The 19,113-nt window shown below is 63.2% G+C and carries 20 protein-coding genes; 10 read left to right on the top strand and 10 right to left on the bottom strand.

The annotated features are described in order from the left end of the window. Positions 1–293: 293 nt before the first annotated feature. The gene (locus tag OS914_RS16715; RefSeq protein ID WP_267547191.1) at positions 294–443 is read right to left on the bottom strand and encodes a hypothetical protein; all 150 of its coding nucleotides are present in this window, start codon (positions 441–443) and stop codon (positions 294–296) included. Positions 444–1,066: 623 nt separating this feature from the next. Between OS914_RS16715 and OS914_RS16710 the strand changes: the two genes are divergently transcribed. Further along, positions 1,067–2,359 carry an MFS transporter gene (locus OS914_RS16710; protein ID WP_267547190.1) on the top strand — a complete coding sequence of 431 codons (1,293 nt, stop codon included), beginning with the start codon at positions 1,067–1,069 and terminating at the stop codon, positions 2,357–2,359. On the opposite strand, the gene OS914_RS16705 is transcribed toward OS914_RS16710, so the two are convergent. From OS914_RS16705 to OS914_RS16690, 4 genes are all read right to left on the bottom strand, one after another. Then, positions 2,360–2,545: a VOC family protein gene (locus OS914_RS16705; RefSeq protein WP_267547189.1), complete on the bottom strand. Its 186-nt coding sequence runs from the start codon at positions 2,543–2,545 to the stop codon at positions 2,360–2,362. A 415-nt stretch (positions 2,546–2,960) separates the two neighbouring features. Next, on the bottom strand, positions 2,961–3,584 hold the full coding sequence (locus OS914_RS16700) for an energy-coupling factor transporter transmembrane component T family protein (protein ID WP_267547188.1): 624 nt from the start codon (positions 3,582–3,584) through the stop codon (positions 2,961–2,963). Beyond that, positions 3,584–4,279 (bottom strand): energy-coupling factor ABC transporter ATP-binding protein, encoded by a 696-nt coding sequence (locus tag OS914_RS16695; protein WP_267547187.1) that lies wholly within the window; start codon positions 4,277–4,279, stop codon positions 3,584–3,586. The genes OS914_RS16700 and OS914_RS16695 overlap by 1 nt, the downstream gene beginning before the upstream one ends. Further along, the gene (locus tag OS914_RS16690; protein WP_267547186.1) at positions 4,276–4,914 is read right to left on the bottom strand and encodes a biotin transporter BioY; all 639 of its coding nucleotides are present in this window, start codon (positions 4,912–4,914) and stop codon (positions 4,276–4,278) included. The genes OS914_RS16695 and OS914_RS16690 overlap by 4 nt, the downstream gene beginning before the upstream one ends. A 234-nt stretch (positions 4,915–5,148) precedes the next feature. Between OS914_RS16690 and abc-f the strand changes: the two genes are divergently transcribed. Then, positions 5,149–6,747, top strand: coding sequence for a ribosomal protection-like ABC-F family protein (gene abc-f, locus OS914_RS16685; RefSeq protein ID WP_267547185.1), 1,599 nt, complete (start codon positions 5,149–5,151; stop codon positions 6,745–6,747). Positions 6,748–6,749: 2 nt separating this feature from the next. Here the strand turns inward: abc-f and OS914_RS16680 are convergent, their stop codons facing one another. From OS914_RS16680 to OS914_RS16670, 3 genes are read right to left on the bottom strand one after another with little or no spacing between them, the layout of a single operon-like run. Further along, complete coding sequence (locus OS914_RS16680; RefSeq protein ID WP_267547184.1) at positions 6,750–7,637, bottom strand: SURF1 family cytochrome oxidase biogenesis protein; 888 nt, start codon at positions 7,635–7,637, stop codon at positions 6,750–6,752. A 21-nt stretch (positions 7,638–7,658) separates the two neighbouring features. Further along, positions 7,659–7,931, bottom strand: coding sequence for a hypothetical protein (locus OS914_RS16675; RefSeq protein ID WP_267547183.1), 273 nt, complete (start codon positions 7,929–7,931; stop codon positions 7,659–7,661). After that, positions 7,928–8,410, bottom strand: a complete 483-nt coding sequence (locus tag OS914_RS16670) for a DUF3099 domain-containing protein (RefSeq protein ID WP_267547182.1) — start codon at positions 8,408–8,410, stop codon at positions 7,928–7,930. Before OS914_RS16670 ends, OS914_RS16675 begins: the two co-directional genes overlap by 4 nt. Positions 8,411–8,525: 115 nt before the next feature. On the opposite strand from OS914_RS16670, the gene OS914_RS16665 reads away from it, so the two are divergent. Together OS914_RS16665 and OS914_RS16660 are read left to right on the top strand one after the other, a co-directional pair. Next, entirely contained in the window at positions 8,526–9,287 is a 762-nt protein-coding gene (locus OS914_RS16665; protein WP_267547181.1) for a beta-ketoacyl-ACP reductase, read from the top strand. 111 nt (positions 9,288–9,398) lie between these two features. Continuing rightward, positions 9,399–10,163, top strand: coding sequence for an SDR family oxidoreductase (locus tag OS914_RS16660; protein ID WP_267547180.1), 765 nt, complete (start codon positions 9,399–9,401; stop codon positions 10,161–10,163). A 56-nt stretch (positions 10,164–10,219) separates the two neighbouring features. Here the strand turns inward: OS914_RS16660 and serB are convergent, their stop codons facing one another. Next, positions 10,220–11,182 (bottom strand): phosphoserine phosphatase SerB, encoded by a 963-nt coding sequence (gene serB, locus OS914_RS16655; RefSeq protein ID WP_267547179.1) that lies wholly within the window; start codon positions 11,180–11,182, stop codon positions 10,220–10,222. Positions 11,183–11,295: 113 nt separating this feature from the next. On the opposite strand from serB, the gene OS914_RS16650 reads away from it, so the two are divergent. The 6 genes from OS914_RS16650 (at position 11,296) to OS914_RS16625 (ending at position 16,465) form a co-directional block, all read left to right on the top strand. After that, positions 11,296–12,078, top strand: coding sequence for an ABC transporter ATP-binding protein (locus OS914_RS16650; RefSeq protein WP_267547178.1), 783 nt, complete (start codon positions 11,296–11,298; stop codon positions 12,076–12,078). 55 nt (positions 12,079–12,133) lie between these two features. Further along, complete coding sequence (locus OS914_RS16645; RefSeq protein WP_267547177.1) at positions 12,134–12,919, top strand: sulfite exporter TauE/SafE family protein; 786 nt, start codon at positions 12,134–12,136, stop codon at positions 12,917–12,919. Further along, positions 12,919–13,725 carry a TrmH family RNA methyltransferase gene (locus OS914_RS16640; protein ID WP_267547176.1) on the top strand — a complete coding sequence of 269 codons (807 nt, stop codon included), beginning with the start codon at positions 12,919–12,921 and terminating at the stop codon, positions 13,723–13,725. Before OS914_RS16645 ends, OS914_RS16640 begins: the two co-directional genes overlap by 1 nt. Before the next feature lie 246 nt (positions 13,726–13,971). Then, positions 13,972–14,226, top strand: coding sequence for a type B 50S ribosomal protein L31 (locus OS914_RS16635; RefSeq protein ID WP_196396553.1), 255 nt, complete (start codon positions 13,972–13,974; stop codon positions 14,224–14,226). 110 nt (positions 14,227–14,336) lie between these two features. Further along, the gene (locus tag OS914_RS16630) at positions 14,337–15,398 is read left to right on the top strand and encodes a lipoate-protein ligase LplAB (RefSeq protein WP_267547175.1); all 1,062 of its coding nucleotides are present in this window, start codon (positions 14,337–14,339) and stop codon (positions 15,396–15,398) included. Then, positions 15,377–16,465, top strand: coding sequence for a tellurite resistance/C4-dicarboxylate transporter family protein (locus tag OS914_RS16625; RefSeq protein ID WP_267547174.1), 1,089 nt, complete (start codon positions 15,377–15,379; stop codon positions 16,463–16,465). The genes OS914_RS16630 and OS914_RS16625 overlap by 22 nt, the downstream gene beginning before the upstream one ends. Here the strand turns inward: OS914_RS16625 and pepN are convergent. Further along, positions 16,389–19,073, bottom strand: a complete 2,685-nt coding sequence (pepN, locus tag OS914_RS16620) for an aminopeptidase N (protein ID WP_267547173.1) — start codon at positions 19,071–19,073, stop codon at positions 16,389–16,391. The two genes, OS914_RS16625 and pepN, sit on opposite strands and share 77 nt — an antisense overlap. Positions 19,074–19,113: the final 40 nt, after the last annotated feature.

The raw sequence follows: 19,113 nt of genomic DNA, 5'->3' as shown, positions 1-19,113 counted from the left end.
CCCCGAAACCATGATTTGGAGGGGAAAAAACTGGCCTGATTCTTAGCGCTCTTTTGGCCTGAAACGAGCCGCTAACTCGGCCTACATTCCTAGCTAAAACGGCCTACAAATAGTTGATCACACACACTTTGCGAATCGAGCTCCAGCCATTGACTGTCTTCGTCTGGGTCCTCGCCACGGCGTTCAAGACTAAGACAGTGGTCAGGTACGCGAACGTTAGGCCCATGATTAGGCCCTGCACTACGCCGGAACCCGCGACCCAGGCCAGGAAGCCGCTCACAGTGACGTCCGCATCACAGCACCCCAGTTCTGAACAGCACGACAACGGTAGCCATCGCAGCGACGATGACGGCAATGATCAACCCGCCCTGCCACGAAGCGGGATGCCAGCCCGGGCCGGACTTGTTTGGTCGGAACCACGGCTTCCGCGATTTAGCATCCATGAGTGAAACCTAGCCTGATTTTCATCGCACGACAGGACAAAGGGGCCAATTTCAAGGGTCTTGTTTCCCTTCCTGACGCGCTTCCAAGGAAGATCGGCGCATTGCTGATGCAGACCAGGCTGGTTTCCCTTGACCGTGAGCACGTAGAACGCGTCGCGGCCATGAAGCTAGTCGGCATGTTTGCGTTGTGTATAAAAGGGCATCCGCCGTCACGACAACGCCCGTCAGGTCCTTGATACCGTCCAATAGTGTCGAAAAGTCGGGGATCTCGTTGGATTTCTCGGCCACCGAAACCTGGCCCAACACGGCGCAGGTTCCGTGGTCGATGGCCGCCATCAAATGCACTCGTGAGCCGCCGCCATTCTTGGCGCCACGGACTTCCCAGCAGGTGCGCGAAAGGATGCCTGACCCCGCGTTTCTTTCGCGGATCCGGCCGCGTCGAGGCCAGGTAACCACTGGTCCCTAGCTTGTCGATGGAAGCTGGTCAAGGTCCGTCCGTAGGCGGAACGTCCACTGGGACGCCTCGCCATTCCGAGATCGGATTTGTTACTGGACTGCCGATGTTTGGGTGGGTAGGGAGTACTCGGCTACTGTCGAGCAAAAGGGCGTAAGGGAGTGGATTGATGGGCGATGCGCTTGGTGCGGCCCGTCGCCCATCGTTTATCCGCTATTGGGCGGCTGCTTCGATCAGTTCTTTCGGCTCGGCAGTAACAGCGGTTGCGATGCCGGTGTTGGTCGTACAGCAGCTTGCCGCAACGCCGTTCGAGGTTGGTGTTGTGAACGCGGCACAGTTTGTGCCTTATGCGCTGCTTGGGCTCGTCGCCGGCGTGTACATCGATCGGTGGCGCAGAAAGCCCATCCTCGTATGGGCAAGTATCGGGCGTGCTCTTTCCCTGGGCGCAGTTCCGGTCCTGTGGCTGTTCGGCGTGCTGCAGATCTGGATGCTGGTCATCGCACTGTTATTGTTCGGTGCGTTCTCGGTCTTCGGCTTCGCCGCGACCCAGTCGCTGCTTCCTCGGCTGGTGCCCCGTGGGCGGCTGCTGTCGGCCAATGCACGTCTCGATCAAACGGACGCAGCTGCTCAAACCCTCGGGCCGGCGGTCGGCGGCGCACTTGTCGGCCTGCTGGGCGCACCTGTGGCGATCGTCGTCGACTCGATCAGCTACCTCGTCGACGCAGCGCTGAATGCAAGCATCCATGTCGACGAACCTCGGCCGGCCCGCATTGGGAACATCGGCTCCGAGATACGTGAAGGCTTGAAGTGGACCTATCGCCATCGCACGCTTGGACCCTTGGCGGTGTCGACGCATATCTGGTTTATCGCCAATGGTGCAGCGATGACGGTGCTCTCCCTCCTCGCACTGAGATCCTTGGGATTTTCTGCCTACACGTTCGGACTGCTCCTGACGGCCTTCGGCATCACCAGCCTGATCGGCGCGTCCCTCGCACCGCGGCTGGGTACTCGGCTCGGATCAGGACGCGTGATCGTCATTGCGCGCATGGCCTACCCGATCGTCTGGCTCCTCGCAGCCATTGCCCCTCCAACCGTCGTCGGTGGAGTCCTACTGTTTGTTGCGCTCTCCCTCCAAGGGCTTGCCATGGGCACCGAGAACTCCCCCGAGCAGGTCCTGTGGCAGACACTCACCCCAGATGAACTACTCGGACGGACCAACGCCACGAGACGCTCGGGCAATCGAACACTGGCAGCGGTAGGGGCCCTTAGCGCAGGCCTCCTCGTCGGGCTGATCGGTGACCGTCTCACGCTCCTCGGAGTGATCTTCGTATTCGCGGTCGCCGCGCTTACCGCCCTGCTGTCGCCGCTACGCGAAGGACCCCCACAGGTTGACGAGGCGGCCAAGCCAGATAGCGCGCCGCCACCCGACGTTTCGTCTGCCGGACCCTCCGCGCATGATTAATCAAAGCGTTGCAACTAACTCAACCATGGATTGTTCGCCGCTCTCGACGAAGGCCGCGTAGTGCTCTTCGCCGCCGACCCACGGGTGTCGGTCCGCATAGAGGTGCTTCCAGCCGAAACGGGGTACCGCTGACCAGAGCACATCCACGTCCGCTGTGGTCCCGAAATGAAAGGCAAGGTGACTCACTACAGCTGTCCCTCGGGATGGGCGCCATTCCGCGGCGCCTGGGCTACGACAACGTACGTGCTGATGCGATCGACACATTTCCAGAGTCAGGCATTGGTCCATTTAAAGTAACTCCCGAGATCCGCGGCCTCGAGGTCGTCCGAATGCGCAAGCGGAACCACCGCCGCGGCCAGCCGCATTTTGGGCACCGGCTATCGATCCCGTAGCGTGCATCCTGGCTGACGCCCCAAGGGTCAACGCGATGGACAGAATCGCTGTCCAGAAACGAAGGAACGGCATCAGCCTCCCTGTTCGGTAAGCAAAAGGTCTTCCGTAGGTGGACGTGGGTGTCGTCGGAACAGGGCTTGGGGACACCGAGTTCCGCCAAGACAGCTCCGTCCACCGATGCATCGGCAACCGGCAACTCGATGGGCCGCTAATCCTGCGGGTCCCCGAGACCGCGCGCGGCCAGCGCTTCGCCGGTCGCACGGGCATATGCCACCGTTCCGATCAGCACGGGCAAGGTCCGGGCGCGCACGTTCCGCTCCAGCCCGCGGGCCCGCGCGGCGTCGCGGACGTCGTCGAACGCTCCGATGACATACGGGATACTGCGCAGCATAAGAGAGACGGTCAGTGAGAAGCGCTCGGGGTCGGCGCCGAAGCGACGTAGCGGCTCCACCGCCCACTCCAGGGAGTCCAGCAGGGTCGAAACGGGCGTGGTAGCGGTGAGGATGTTGGAGGCCAGAACCGTGGCCATAATGCCGGCCACCACCTGCCACGCCGTCGCCGGCCCGGACTGCCAATATTGAAAGCCGGCAATGAGCACCAGGAAGATCAGCATCATTCGCACCGGGTGCCAAAGCCGTGCCGCCGGCAGGCGCGCGGCGAAATGCACGATGACGACGGCGGCCAGCACTGCGCTGGCCAGATACGCATTGGGGAATGCAAAGCTGGCGGCTGCGACAGCCAGTAGGAGCAGGCCCTTGAGCCACAGCGGAGCCCGGTGCACGGCGGAGCGGCCCGGACAAAAGGCGCCGACGAGGTAAGCATGACCGCGCATCAGCTGTACATCCGCCGATAGTACGCCACTGCATCCGCTGCAGGGCCGTCAAAGACCACATGGCCGGCCTCTATCACGAGCGCCCGGCTGCAATCCACAGCCAGCTCCAGGTCGTGGGTGGAGAGGATTAACTGTTGGCTCAGTCCGGCCAGTCTGCTGCGCAGCAGCCGCGTATTGCGCAAATCCAGCAGGGTGGACGGCTCATCAAGGACCAGAAGCTTAGGCTCGACCGCCAGGACCGTTGCCAGCGCCACCAGTTGCCGCTCTCCGCCGGAAAGCTCGTAGATGCTACTGTCGTTCAACGGCTCAAGGCCGTATTCCTGCAGGATCCGTAGCGCCTCCTGCCGGCGCGCGGTCGCTGATTTGATGCGGCGCCGTAATGACAGCTCCAGGTCCTCCAGCGGAGTCGGCATGACCAGCTGGGACAGTGGATCGGTGAAGACAAAGCCGACCTGCCGGCGGACGGCGCTGCCGTCGGCGCGGGTGTCGAGACCATCTACGCTGACGCTTCCGGTGGTCGGCAGCAGCAGCCCGTTGAGCATCCTCAGCAGCGTTGATTTGCCCGAGCCGTTGGCCCCGATCACGGCGATGCGCTGTTCGCTCAGGTCCAGCGTCGTCGGGTGCAGGATGGTACGGACCGAGCCATCGGACGTTTCCGCACTGAATGAGGCATCCTGCAGCAGGACACGACTCACGACCGGCGGCGCCGAAGGAGATCTGGAAACGCCCGGTGCAGGCTCAGCGCCAGTCCTACGGCTAGAACGTTTTTGATGATGTCAGCCGGATAGTAGATGGCGTCGGCGAGCACAGCGGTGGAAAATCCCATTCCCTTCAGCAGGAATCCCGCGACCCCACTTGCGTGCAGGATGAGCATGCCCAGCACGGCGACCCCAAATAACCATCCGGCTTTGCGCCTGCGCCGCAGTACCCACGGTGTGAGAAATCCCACTGCGGCGACGGACAGCAGAAACCCCACAATGTAGCCCGCCGAAGGTCCCGCCAGCACGGCCGGACCTGACCGGAAACCGGCAAAAATCGGCAGACCGATCAGCCCGAGCAGAATATACAGCCCGACGGCGGCGGTGCCGCGTCCGAAACCAAGGACAAGTCCGCATAGGGCAACGGCCAGAGTCTGCAGTGTGATCGGAACACCCAAGGGACCGGCGGGAATGCCCGGAACGGCGACCGAAGCGGCCAGTAGTGCTGCGAAGACGGCAATTAGTGCGAGGTCGACGGCGGCCCATCTCGGTCGGCGGCGCAGCGCAGAGCCTGCCGGCGCAGCTGCTCCGGCGCGCTCTGCGGGAGGCTGTGTCTGGTTGGGGTTGGGCATTTTTTAAGCTTTCATCTCGCTCTGCTGGTGCTTCGGTGCCTGTGATGGAAATGATACTTTGCGGCCCGCAGATCGACGGTGCCGCTGCTAAGCCGCGGGCACTGCACATTGTCAGGCGGGCACCTCGTTAGACTGGAAGGGCTGCCCTTGCCGTTTTAGCGCCGGCGCGGTGAGCTGCATCCGTTGAAGTGACTTGCATCCGTTGAAGTGACCCTGAAGTGAAAGGCTACTACCTTGATTATCGTCCAAGACCTTGAGTTACGTGCGGGGGCGCGTTTACTCATGGACGAAGTGTCCTTCCGCGTCGATAAGGGGGACAAGATCGGGCTGGTAGGCCGCAACGGTGCGGGCAAAACCACCCTGACCAAGGTACTGGCCGGCGAGGCCCTTCCCGCGGCGGGCAAGGTGACCCGCAGCGGTGAAATTGGCTACCTGCCGCAGGATCCGCGCACGCCAGACATGGAACAGCTGGCCCGGGACCGGATCCTCTCGGCCCGCAGCCTGGACGTGGTGATCACCAAGCTGCGCGAGACCGAGGCCGACATGGCCAGTGAGGACACCGCCGTGCAGGAGAAGGCGATGGCCCGATACGACCGGATTGAACACGAGTTCCTCAGCAACGGCGGATATGCCGCCGAAGCGGAAGCCGCCGCAATCTCCTCCAACCTGGCACTGCCGGATCGGCTGCTCAACCAGCCGCTGAAAACCCTCTCCGGTGGCCAGCGGCGGCGCGTGGAGCTGGCCCGGATCCTCTTTTCGGGTGCCCAAACCATGCTTCTCGATGAACCAACCAACCACCTTGACGCCGATTCAATCGCCTGGTTACGGGACTTTTTAAAGAACCACGCCGGCGGTCTGATTGTGATCAGCCATGACACCGACCTGTTGGAAGCGACGGTCAATAAGGTCTACAACCTGGACGCCAACCGTGCCACGATCGATCAGTACAACCTCGGTTGGAAGAAGTACCTGGAACAACGCGAAACCGATGAACGCGCCCGTAAGCGTGAGCGGGCCAACGCGGAGAAGAAGGCCGGCGTCCTGATGGACCAGGCCAATAAGATGCGCGCCAAGGCCTCCAAGGCGGTCGCGGCGCAGAATATGGCCAAGCGTGCCCAGCGGCTGCTCAACGGTTTGCAGGAAGTGCGCGCCAACGACCGCGTGGCGGCCCTGCGCTTCCCGGATCCGTCGCCGTGCGGAAAGACTCCGCTGACTGCCGAAGGGCTGAGTAAGTCCTACGGTTCGCTGGAAATCTTCACCGATGTGGATCTTGCCATTGACAGGGGATCGAAGGTCGTCATTCTTGGTCTCAACGGTGCAGGGAAGACCACCCTGCTGCGGATGCTGGCCGGAGTGGATAAGCCGGACACCGGTGAAGTAATCGCCGGCCATGGGTTAAAGGTGGGCTACTACGCCCAGGAACATGACACCCTGGACACGTCACGTTCGGTGCTGGCCAATATGCGCAGCGCCGCCCCGGACATGGATGACGCAGAGGTCCGCAACATCCTTGGTTCCTTCCTGTTCTCCGGCGACGATGTCGACAAGCCCGCTGGAGTGCTTTCCGGTGGCGAGAAGACGAGACTGGCCCTGGCCACTATCGTGGCGTCCTCGGCCAATGTGCTGCTGCTCGATGAACCGACTAACAACTTGGATCCGGCCAGCCGCGCGGAGATCCTTGGTGCGCTGCGTAACTACAGCGGCGCCGTCGTTCTGGTCAGCCACGACGAAGGCGCGGTCGAGGCGCTGAATCCGGAACGCGTCGTCCTGCTGCCGGACGGCGTGGAGGATCACTGGAACGAGGATTACCTGGACCTGATCACGCTGGCCTAGCGCTAGAAGCCCTGGGCGTCCAGGACCGCGTCTTCTTCCTCCTCGGCCGTGGCACGGCGGCCGGGCCGGCTTGGCCGCGTCGGTCTGCGCTGAACGAAGGCGGATCCTCGGCCGTACGCCTGTTCACTGTCGGCTGCGTCTTCCGATTCCTGATCCGCCAGATAACGGTCCAGCAGCGCCTGCTGACGCGCCGCGTAGCCGTAGCCGACGAAGAAGAGAATGCCGAAAGCGAACCACTGCATCGCGTAGCTCAGATGCGGGCCTTCGTCGATGGAAGGCATCGGGAAAGCTACCGGATCGGTCGCTGCCGCCGGTGTTTCCTGAGTCATCTGGGCGTAAGCGCCGGTCAGAATCGGGTAGCCGAGCTCTTTGGCATAGGCGCTTAGATCAATGGAGGCCAGCTGTCCTGCCGGTGCCCCCCGTTGAAGCGCCGGTTCGCCCGGTCGAAGGCGTGCCAGGACGGTCACGGTTCCGGTGGAAGGCTCCGGGACCGTATCAGGACGGCCGCCCTCATTATTGCCGATTGGCAGCCATCCGCGGTCGATAATGACCGTATCGCCGGTAGTCAGTTTAAGCGGTACCACGACTTCGTAGCCGGGCTGACCGTTCAGCGGGCGGTTCCGCACAACTTTCTGCTCCGCTACGTCGTAGCTGCCGGTAAGGGAAACCTGGCTCCATTCCTTATCCGGTTCGAGCTGTTGGAACAGCGGCCGGGCTTGCCCTGTCGTCAATGGGGCGGCGGAATAGTTGTTGGTGATTTTTGCTATGTCCGCCCGCACCTCGGTCCGTCGATCCAGCTGCCAGAAGCCAAGGCCAACACAGACGGCCGCAAAGATGGCAGCGATCAGCAGATAGCCAAGCCACCGGCCGGTGAGAAGAAATTTGTACATAGGTATGACTAGTGGTCTTTCTCAGTGGATTTCCGTGGATTCCGGATGCGCACCGGCAAGCCCCGGAGCGAGCGGCACCGGCAAAGTTTCACGCCAGAGCCCTCGAGTGCGCAGGTAGTCCTCCAGCCACTGAATATGCTCACCGCATGCAAGCCAGACCTTGCGCCGCTCGGGCGGATGGATTTTCGGGTTGTTCCACAGCAATCGGGATGTCGCCTCGGTGCGGCAGCCGCGCCTGGAACAGACTAATTCTCCGGCCGTCGGCTGGCCGTCCAGCATGTCGAGGAGGTTCATGGTGCCCGACCACCGTCTGCCAGACCGCCGGCGGGGGGATCGTCCTCGGGGTCGGAGGGAATGACTTCACCCTGCAATGTCAGTGATTCCTCGTCGCCGCGGGCCGTGCCCGCGGCACTTTGCGGGTCCGGCCCTTCCAACTGGCCCAGCGGCGCCTGATCCAACAGCGATCCCGCGTGTTCATTGAGGGTGTCGCTGCCACCATTGGCGATGATCACAGCGAACCAGGGCAACGCCACGGCCCCGACTACGGCGATGATCTTGAACCAGCCGGGGAGCACGAAGATCAGGAACAGGCACACCAGCCGAATACTCATGGCCAAGGCGTACTTGACCATGCGACGATGCATGTCATCGCTCTGCGCAATGGGCGCGTCGGTGATGTTGTGCACATCGGCCGAGCCGGTATGGGATTGGTCTTTCGTCGGGCCGGACGCACCGTAGGCGTAACCGGCCGGATGTGCTGCTCTGTTTCTCATCACGCTCCAAGGGCCGTTTACATTCTCGCACTGTAGGGCGGCTGCGGCCAAAGTTGACGCACGGTTTTGTGTTCAACAGCTAGGATTCAATCCGGGAACGATCACGGAGGAATGAATGACTGCAGCAGATACAGGCCCTGCCCGCAAGGGGCAGGCTGAGGGACAAGTGGCGGGGCGCAGCGTGCTGATCACGGGCGGAAACCGCGGCATCGGCCTCGCCATCGCCAAGGCTTTTTTGGCAAACGGGGATCGGGTAGCCGTGACGTGCCGCAGCGAATCAAACCTGCCGGACGGGATTCTCGCCGTGCAGGCGGACGTTACTGATGAGGCGTCTGTGGACACAGCCTTCACGTTGGTGGAAGCGGCCCATGGACCGGTCGAGGTGCTGGTGGCTAACGCTGGAATCACGAAGGACACTCTGTTGCTGCGGATGAGCGAGAGCGACTTCACCTCCGTCATCGACACGAACCTTACGGGGGCGTTCCGTGTCATCAAGCGCGCCTCCCGGGGCATGATCCGCCTACGCAAGGGCAGAATCGTGCTCATCTCCTCGGTCACCGGCCTCTACGGCGCGCCGGGCCAGATTAACTATTCTTCGTCCAAGGCCGGCTTGGTCGGCATGGCACGGTCGCTGACCCGGGAACTGGGCTCGAGGGGCATCACTGCCAACGTGGTCGCACCGGGATTTATCAATACGCAGATGACCGCTGAATTGCCCGAGGACACGCAAAAGAACTACCTGGCAACCATCCCGGCCGGCCGTTTCGCGGAGCCGGAGGAAGTAGCCCAGGTTGTCCGCTGGATCGCCAGCGACGAAGCGGCCTACATATCCGGCGCGGTGATTCCGGTCGACGGCGGCCTCGGCATGGGGCACTAGACCTGAAGTACTGGGCACCAAGCCCAGCAGTATTCAGCACAGCATCATTCGGGGCAGAAGTAGTCTGTTCAGTTGCAGCAAGTACCGAAGCAGTTTCTTGGAGGTTTATAGATGGGCCAGTTCGAAGGTAAGACAGCAATTGTCACGGGATCCTCACGCGGTATTGGTGCCGAAGTAGCGAAGCTGCTGGCTGCCCAGGGGGCCGCCGTCGTCGTCAACTACCGTCAGAAGGCGCCGCGGGCGGACAAAGTGGCGGCCGGAATTAAGGCCGCCGGCGGCCGGGCCGTGGCGGTCGGTGCGGATCTGACCACGCAGGAGGGTGTGCACGCCCTTGTCAGCGCCGCGATGGAGAATTTCGGTTCCTTGGACCTGCTGGTGCTCAATGCCTCCGGCGGGATGGAATCCGGGGTGCAGGAGGACTATGCGCTCAAGCTCAACCGGGACGCACAGGTGAACATGCTCAACGCCGCAGTAATGCTGATGCCGGAGGGGTCACGGGTTGTCTTTGTCACCAGCCACCAGGCGCATTTCATCGACACGGTGCCCACCATGGCGGACTATGAGCCGGTAGCGCGAAGCAAGCGCGCAGGGGAGGATGCGCTTCGGGACCTGATCCCACAGCTGACCAACCACGGTATTTCACTTGTGGTGGTTTCCGGGGACATGATTGAAGGCACTGTCACTGCCACGTTGCTGGACCGGGCGAATCCGGGGGCCATCGAGGCACGTCGCACCGAGGCCGGCCGACTGTATTCGGTGGAGGAGTTTGCCGCCGAGGTCGCGGCCATGGCCGGGGCGGATGTCGAAACTGGCCATACCGAATACGTCGGCGGCGCGGATTACTTTCCGGCGGCGCCGGAGCAGCACCAGCCTTAGCAGCTCAGTGCCAGCCGCTCGGTCCTGGTTTTAGCACCGCCATGGTCCTGGTCGGCTCAAATGCCGGCCAGGACCAGCGCCACGTCCAAGTCGGGAAGGTTGATCTGCGCATCGGCGGCCGCCCGCACCGCGGGTTTAGCGTTGTAGGCGATGCTCAGTCCGGCCGCTTCCATCATGTCCAGGTCGTTGGCGCCGTCGCCGATAGCCACGGTGCAGGAGAGCTCGATACCCTCGGTGCGGGCCCACTGACGCAGCGACGTTGCCTTCGCGGCCCGGTCGACGACGGCACCGACAACCCTCCCGGTGAGGACGCCGTCCACAATCTCCAGTTCATTGGCCAGGGCATAGTCCAAGTCCAGGGCCTTGGACAGCGGGGACAGGAGCTGGGAGAAGCCTCCGGAGACGGCTCCGACAACGTGGCCGGCGGCACGGGCTACTCGGACCAGGCGGTCGGCACCCTTACTGAGCTTGATCGTACGGCCGACCTCGGCCAGTACCGTGTCCGGAAGTCCGGCCAGCGTTGCAACGCGGGCATGCAGACTTTGCGCGAAGTCCAGTTCGCCGCGCATTGCAGCTTCGGTAACCGCGGCGACCTCCGCCCCGGTACCGGCATGGGCGGCCAGTAACTCGATGACTTCCTGCTGGATCAGTGTGGAGTCCACATCCAGCACAATAAGTTTGCGCTTCGCCCGCCGCAGCGCGGCGGGCACGACGGCCGTATCAACCCTGACCACTCCAACCCTGGCCCTAGCCGCCCCGGCCGTGCCAGCTTGGTCGGCCCCGGCATCGGTCCCGCCAGGTCCTTTGGCGTCGGCTGCAGCCAGAGAGGCGCGGATCTGCCGCAGGTCAGCCGGACCGGCCGCTGCGACTTCCATGACGCAAAACTCATAGCCGGGACGGCTGCCCGAATGCTCGCTGAGCATTCTGGCGCCACAACCGGCGAGAGTGCTGCGGATCTGTTCCAACGCGGCAGCTGGCAATGACTGGCCATAACTGACCGCGGTGTAGGTAGAGGGCATACGCGACATCCTACCGGCGCGGCGGTACTGCGCAGCCGGGCCCACGGGCCGATGGCGTTCGCTACGGCCCGCGGTTGGCGTTGCTGCCCGGATTTGGCCTAGTGTCTTTCTTTATGAGCGATGTTCTTGAATTGGCCGGTGTCAGCGTGGTCCGTGGCAGCAAAAAACTGTTGGACACGGTGGACTGGCAGGTCAGGGAGGGCGAGCGCTGGGTGGTGATGGGTCCAAACGGTGCTGGAAAAACCACCTTGCTGCAGATCGCCGCGGCACGAATCCACCCCAGCAGCGGAGTAGCAGGCATTCTCGACGAGGTTCTCGGAGCGGTTGACGTCTTCGAGCTCCGTCCCCGGATCGGGCTCGCCTCGGCCAACCTGGCGGCACAAATCCCCGGTCACGAAAAGGTGCTTGACGTTGTCGTGACAGCGTCCTACGGCGTCACGGGCCGGTGGCGTGAGGCGTATGAGCGCGCCGACGAGCGCCGGGCCTTCCACCTGCTGGAGGAGTGGGGCATGTCCACCTTCATGAACCGGAACTTTTCCTCGCTCAGCGAAGGCGAACGCAAGCGGGTTCAAATAGCGCGGGCCCTGATGACCGATCCCGAATTGTTGTTGCTGGACGAGCCGGCCGCAGGCCTGGACCTCGGTGGACGCGAAGACCTGATCCGCCGGCTCAGCTCGCTGGCCGCTGATGAGGACGCTCCGGCCCTAATTCTGGTCACGCATCATGTGGAGGAAGTTCCGCCGGGATTCACCCATGCACTGTTACTGCGGGACGGCGCCGTTGTGGCGCAGGGCCCGCTGTCTGAGGTGCTCACGGAGGAGCACCTGAGCGCCACGTTCGGCCTGCCGTTGAAGGTCACCAGCCAGAACGGCCGTTTCGCCGCAGTGGCGCGCTGACCCCGCTCCGCCAACCAACCGTCCCGCTAGCAGCAGTCCGTTAGGACCTTCCTCCGTGGAACCTGTGCACGCCATCTTCATCCTCCTCGGCGGACTCTGGGCCGGCACGATCAATTCGGTCGTCGGCTCCGGGACGCTGGTGACCTTCCCCATCCTGATTGCCCTCGGCTACGCACCCGTCATGGCCACTGTCAGCAACGCAATGGGACTGATCGCCGGCGGCGTCTCCGGCGTTATCGGCTACCGCCGCGAGCTTGCCGGCATGCGCGCCAACCTTCTCCGGCTGTTGCCGGCCTCGCTGCTGGGCGGCATAACGGGCGCATTCCTGTTGTTGCACCTGCCGGAAAGTGTCTTCGGAGTTGTCGCACCTTTCCTGATCGTCTTGGCGCTGGCCATGGTCATCCTGCAGCCGAAGCTGCAGCGCTGGGTGAAGAAACGTGCCGAAGCGAACGACGGCGTCCCGCACCGCTCGCACGCGATCGTCATGACGGCGCTGGTCTACTTCGCCGGCGTCTACGGGGGATACTTTGTCGCGGCCCAGGGTATTCTGCTGGTCGGGATTCTGGGGATCTTCATGACCGGCACCTTGCAGAACGCCAACGCCGTGAAGAATGTGCTGTCCCTGGCGGTAAATTTGATTGCCGCGGTCTCCTATCTGCTCTTTGCGCCGGAAAAGATCATCTGGGCCGTCGTCGCACTTATTGCCGCCAGCTCGCTGGTCGGCGGCTTCGTAGGTTCACGGATCGGTCGCCGGCTTTCCCCACTGGTTCTCAGGCTGGTCATTGTCACCCTCGGCAGCGTGGCCCTGTATTTTATGGTGGCAAAACTGGTCACGGCCTGATGATCATCGAACTGCACGACGCTGCAGACCCCCGCGTGGCCGATTACACGGGGTTGACGGACGTCCAGTTGCGCCGGGTCCGCGAGCCGGCCGAGGGCCTGTACATTGCGGAGAGCCCGCGTGTGTTCCGCCGCGCGCTGGCCGCCGGCCATAGGCCTCGATCCTTTTTGATGACCCGCAAATGGGTGCCGGACGTGGAAGATGTGCTGGCCGCGTACCCGGACGTTCCGGTCTTCGTGGGCAGCCCGGAGCTGCTGGAGAAGGTCATCGGCTTCAACCTCCACCGCGGTGCGCTGGCCGCGATGCATCGGCCGGCGGCGGCTCCGCTGTCTTGGGCGCTCGATGGCGCACGCCGGATCGCGGTGCTCGAGGACATTGTGGACCAGACGAATCTTGGCGCCATTTTCCGTTCCGCGGCCGCGCTCGATGTGGACGCGGTGCTGATTAGTCCGCGCTGCGGGGACCCGCTGTACCGCAGGAGTATCCGCGTGAGCATGGGGACGGTGTTCCAGATTCCGTGGGTCCGAGTGGATGACTGGCCGGGTGCACTGACTCTTTTGCGCCAACACGGGTTTATCACGGCGGCCTTGGCCTTGGCTCAGAACGCCATCACTCTTGAGGAACTGGCCGATCGTCGGCACAGCCGGCTGGCCCTGGTATTGGGGACCGAGGGGGAGGGGCTCGCCGCAACCACGCTTGCCGCCGCGGACTGTACCGTCCGGATCCCGATGGGCCGCGGCGTCGATTCGCTTAACGTGGCAGCCGCGGCTGCCGTAGCCTTCTGGGCGTGCCGGCCCGCGCAGTAAATCGTCTGCGACGGAAGGGCACGGGCGCTGATCGACAGGAGATTCAACGAGCTGAACGCTATGCGGGTCGTGGCGTCGACTATGACAGTCAACGCGGCATCGCGCAGGGTGATGGCGCGCTCCTAATCATCGAATTGGGGATACTTCGTGCCAGCGATAGTATGGAGTGCTGGTCCTCTGTGGCCGCTTTTTGCTCCACCCCCGCGCGCTGGCAAAATCCAGGCGACTATCTCGAAGGTAAACACCGTGAAGACTAACACTCACCCGAAGTACGAAGCCGTCGTGTTCAACGACCTGGCGTCCGGCACGAAATTCCTGACCCGTTCAACGGTCGGCTCCAGCAAGACCATCGAGTGGGAAGACGGCAACACGTACCCCATCATCGACGTCGAAATTTCCTCGGAGTCGCACCCGTTCTACACGGGCAAGCAGCGCATCATGGACAGCGCCGGCCGGGTGGAGCGCTTCAACGCCCGCTTCGCCGGATTCGGCAAGAAGTAGCCTGCCCACAGTTCAAATCGATTCCATGAGGGTCCGTGCCAGGGGGTGCGGGCCCTTTTTGGTGCAAGGCTCTTTTGGCGGAATCTGCCCGTGCTTGGGATGATGGAACCATGGCACCACAATTTCACGGCGAGTACAAAGTACACGGCGGCAAGCTGGTCGTGGCGGATTTCGACGTCACCGGCTCGGTGCTGACGGATGTATCGATCAGCGGTGATTTTTTCCTCGAGCCGGACGAGGCACTGACGGCCATAAATGACGCCCTGAACGGGCGCGATGCCGCCGCTCCCGCCGCCGCGCTGGCCGCCGCCATCGACGCCGCCCTGCCTGTCGGCGTTGTTCTCTTCGGTTTTTCGTCCCAGGCGGTCGCCATTGCGGTCCGCCGCGGGCTGGCTCTGGCGACGAGCTGGTCCGATCATCAGTGGGACGTCGTTGGCCCCATGGTGCTGCCCACCGAGGTCAACGTGGCCCTGGATGAGGTGCTCACCGAAGAGGTGGGAGCCGGACGTCGAAATCCCACGCTGCGGTTCTGGGACTGGCAGGAGCCCTCCGTGGTGATTGGCAGCTTCCAGTCGCTGCGCAATGAGATCGATCCGGTTGGCGTGGATGAATTCGGCATCAAGGTGGTGCGCCGGATCAGCGGCGGCGGGGCGATGTTCATGGAGGCAGGAAACTGCATCACCTACTCGCTGTATTTGCCGCAATCACTGGTGGACGGCCTCAGCTTCGCCGATTCCTATCCGTTCCTGGACAGTTGGGTTATGGCCGCACTGGAATCCCTGGGCATCAAAGCGTTTTACGTTCCGTTGAACGACATCGCCACCGAGCAGGGCAAAATCGGCGGGGCCGCGCAGAAACGCCTCGCCAACGGCGCCATGGTCCACCACGTAACGATGTCCTATGACATTGACGCTGACAAAATGGTGAAGGTGCTGCGGATCGGGAAGGAAAAGCTCTCGGACAAGGGCACGACGTCGGCAAAAAAGCGGGTGGATCCGCTCCGCCGGCAGACGGGTCTGGCCCGGGCGGACATTGTTGCCCGGATGATGGCCACGTTCACGGCGCGCTACGGCGCCCGCCGGACCGAACTGACAGAGAATGAACTGACCCAGGCGCGCGCGCGGGTGGGCAGCAAGTTCGGAACCGAACAGTGGCTCGCACGGGTCCCATGATGCGCTGGTCCTGGGTTCTTGGCGGCGCTGTGCGGACGCTGCCCACGGGTTCTTTTTCCTTCGTAATGGCCTCGGGGATCGTTTCGACGGCGTTTGCCGCCGTGGGCTGGTCCGTGCCGTCGGCGATCCTGCTGGTCATTGCCGTCGCAGGGCTGCTGATTCTGGCCGCCATGACCGTGTGGCGTTTCGCGGTGTTCCGCTCCGAGGTCCTCCTTGACGCGCGCAATCCGGTCCGCGCGTTCGGATTTTTCACCATAGTGGCCGCCATCAACGTCGTTGGTGTCCGGTTGTATTCATCTGCGTCGCCGACGCTGACCATTGTCCTTGCCGCGCTCAGCGTCCCACTGTGGCTCCTGTTCACCTATGGTCTGCCCGGGAATTTAATGCTGCGTCCGCTCGCCGGGCCGGTCGCCGGGAAGGTAGACGGCAGCTGGTTCCTCTGGGTGGTGGGTACCCAGTCGCTTGCCACGGCAGCGGCAACGATCGGCGGCGGTAGCCGGAGCCCTGTGCTGGCCGCGATCGCCGTTGCTCTGTGGGGGATCGGAGTCCTGCTTTACCTGATGCTGGCCACCTTGGTCACACTGCGTCTGTTGACGGTGCCGAGCAAGCCCAGCAGCTTTACGCCGTCGTACTGGATTTACATGGGAGCTACGGCCATCACAGTGCTTGCGGGCTCACGGATTTTGCTGCTGCCGCAGGACCTGCCGGTGATGGCCGCCACGGTCGCGGTGGTCTCTGGCCTGACGTACATGCTGTGGGCCTTCGGTGCCTGGTGGGTGCCGTTACTGGTGATTTTTGGTCTTTGGCGGCACCTTATGCACCGTGAACCAGTCCGCTACGAGGCGGGTCTGTGGAGTATCGTCTTTCCGCTGGGAATGTACTCGGTGGCGAGCATGCACTTCGGCGCAGCGGCCCGGCTTCCCCTGCTGGTGAGCATCGGGGAAGCCGGAACGTGGGTCGCAGGTGCCGCGTGGCTGATTGTCGCAGCCGCTATGGCGTACGCCGGTTACTGCCGGCTTCTTGGGCGGCCAGCGCCCGTAACAAGTGGTCCCGCTGCTCCACAATGATGCGGCGTAGGGCGGCCGGCGCATGCTCGTTCGCGGCGAGCCAGCGATCGGTGCGCACCACCACCGGATGCTCCAGGGGATTGCCCTTCAAATCCTGTACGGCCGGGTACAGCCCTCGGACGATCCGACTTGACAACTCAATGCTCCGGTCCGCCCAGACCTCAGCGATCATCCCAAAGTAGGGCTCCAGGTATGGGGCCAGCAGCTCTGGGGGAGCCTGCACGAAACCTTCGACGGCGGCGCTGAGCAGTGCATTGGACAGTTTCGTTTCCGGCACAGCGGAGCGCCAGACGTTCGCCTTTACCGCCGCGACGGGACGGGCCGCGGCGGCCCGCTGGTGCCCGGCGCGGGCAGAACTTGAATCATCCCGCGCCAATTCGGCGTCAAGCTCTGCCTCCGTGGCATAACCGGTGGCGGCCAGCGCCAGCCACAGGCTCCAGCGCAGCTCGGAGTCGGCAGTGAGGCCCTTGACCGCAGAACCGCCCGTGCCGGCTTCACCGTTGAGCAGGGCCGTAATCAGCGGAACGGCCTCCTGCGTATCGGCGCCAAGAGCGGCCAGGCTTCGGGCCCAGACCAGCTGCCGGTCCGAGCCCGGCTCGGCCGCGTGCAGCCCATCAACGACGGCGGTAAGCAGCTCCCGGCGAACGTCATCACGCTCCGGTGCCGGGCAGTACCGCTGTGTGGCAAAACGTGCATTCTCGAGCAGCGAAGCCAATAGGCCCACATCCGCCTCGTCGGCCGCAAACCGGCGGACGGCCCGGATGTAGTCCACCGCAGGGAGCACGGCATCCCGGGCCGCGTTCCACAGTGCGGACCAGCACAGGGTGCGGGTCATCGGATCGGTGACCTTATTTAAATGTCCTAGGACGGTGGCTTGCGATACCGGGTCCAGCCGTACCTTGGCGTAGCTGAGATCTTCGTCGTTGAGCAGCAGCAGCGCGGGCTGCGGTTGCCCAATCAAGGACGTGACCACAGTTTCCTGTCCAGCCACGTCCAACGGGACACTTAAGGTCCGGACCAGCCTGCCCTCCTGGTCGAAGTCGTACAGCCCAAGTTTCAGCAGATGCGGCCGGGGCCGCTCTTCGCCGGTGACCGGATCTGCCGCCTCCTGGACGATCGTGACGGCACTGAGCACGCCGTCGTCGGACTGCACCCGGGCCGACAGAGTGGAGATCCCCGAGGTCTCCAACCACTGCGCGGACCAGTCCCGCAGGTCCCGGCCGGACGCGGCACTCAGCGCTCCCAGCAGGTCCGTCAATTGTGTATTGCCGAATTCGTGGTCCCGAAAGTACTGTCGCGATCCAGTAGTGAAGGCCGCAAAACCGACGTAGGCCACCAGCTGTTTGAGCACCGAGGCACCCTTGGCGTAGGTGATGCCGTCAAAGTTCTGCTTGGCGGCCTCCAGATCCCGGATATCGGCCACAATCGGGTGGGTGCTGGGCAACTGGTCCTGCACATAGGCCCACGCCTTGCGCCGGTTAGCGAAGAGGACCCACGACTGATCGCGCCAGCCAGTCACCTCGCTGACCGCCAGCGTACCCATGAAGTCCGCAAATGATTCCTTAAGCCAGAGATCATCCCACCAAAACATCGTGACCAAATCGCCAAACCACATATGCGCCATCTCATGCATGATGGTGTTGGCGCGCAGCTGATGCTGGGTATCGGTGGCGCGGGAGGTGAAGACGTAGCTGTCCGTGAACGTCACCAGACCCGGATTCTCCATCGCGCCCAGATTGTATTCGGGTACGAACGCCTGGTCATATTTGCCGAACGGGTAGGCGTAATCGAACAGCTCATTGAAATACGTCAGCCCCGCCTTGGTGATGTCGAAAATCTCCGCGAAATCGAAGCTTCCGGCAATGGACGCCCGGCAATAGGCCGCCAGCGGGACCTCAAGGTCGTACCTACCGTGCCGCCAGCTGTCCTGTGCCTTGAAGTACGGTCCGGCCAGAATCGTGGTGATATAGGTGGAGATGGGCAAGGTCGGTGCGAAGTCCCACCGGCTTGCTTCAGGATGCGCCGACGGTGCGTCGCTGCCGGCCGATGCTGCGGCAGTTGCGTGTTCTGCAGCTGTCAGTTCTACTGGGGTGCAGGAGCGCTGGACACCGTTGGAGGCTACCTCCCAGCCCGACGGCGCCGTGATGTGGAAGGTGAACGGGGCCTTCAGGTCCGGCTGCTCAAAGTTGGCGAAAACCCGGCGGGCGTCCGCGGGCTCATACTGGGTGTAGAGGTATGTTTGGCCATCGGCCGGGTCCACGAACCGGTGCATGCCCTCACCGCTGCGCGAATAAAGCGCCGTGCCGGTGACGGTGACCTCATTGTCACCGAGCAGGTTGGGGAGCATAATCCGGGCGTCGTCAACGACGGCGGCCGGATCAAGCTCGGTGCCGTTGAGGTTCACCGTGAGCACATCCGCTCCGATGAAATCCAGGAAAGTTTCCGCCCCCGGCCGTGCCGCGGTGAACCTGATGACACTTCGAGTGCCAAAAACCGGGACTGCCGGATCCTCGGCCTGGGTTAGATCGACGGAGACGTCATAATCCCGAATGGAGATCAGGGACGAGCGGACGGCGGCTTCATCGCGGCGCAGATTCTGATTGGACATCCATCCATTCAATCACGGGCCTTATCGGCGGCTGGCCTGG

Source organism: Arthrobacter endolithicus (assembly GCF_026627425.1).
Classification (GTDB): Bacteria; Actinomycetota; Actinomycetes; order Actinomycetales; family Micrococcaceae; genus Arthrobacter_M.
This window is presented reverse-complemented; position numbering and strand designations above follow the sequence as displayed.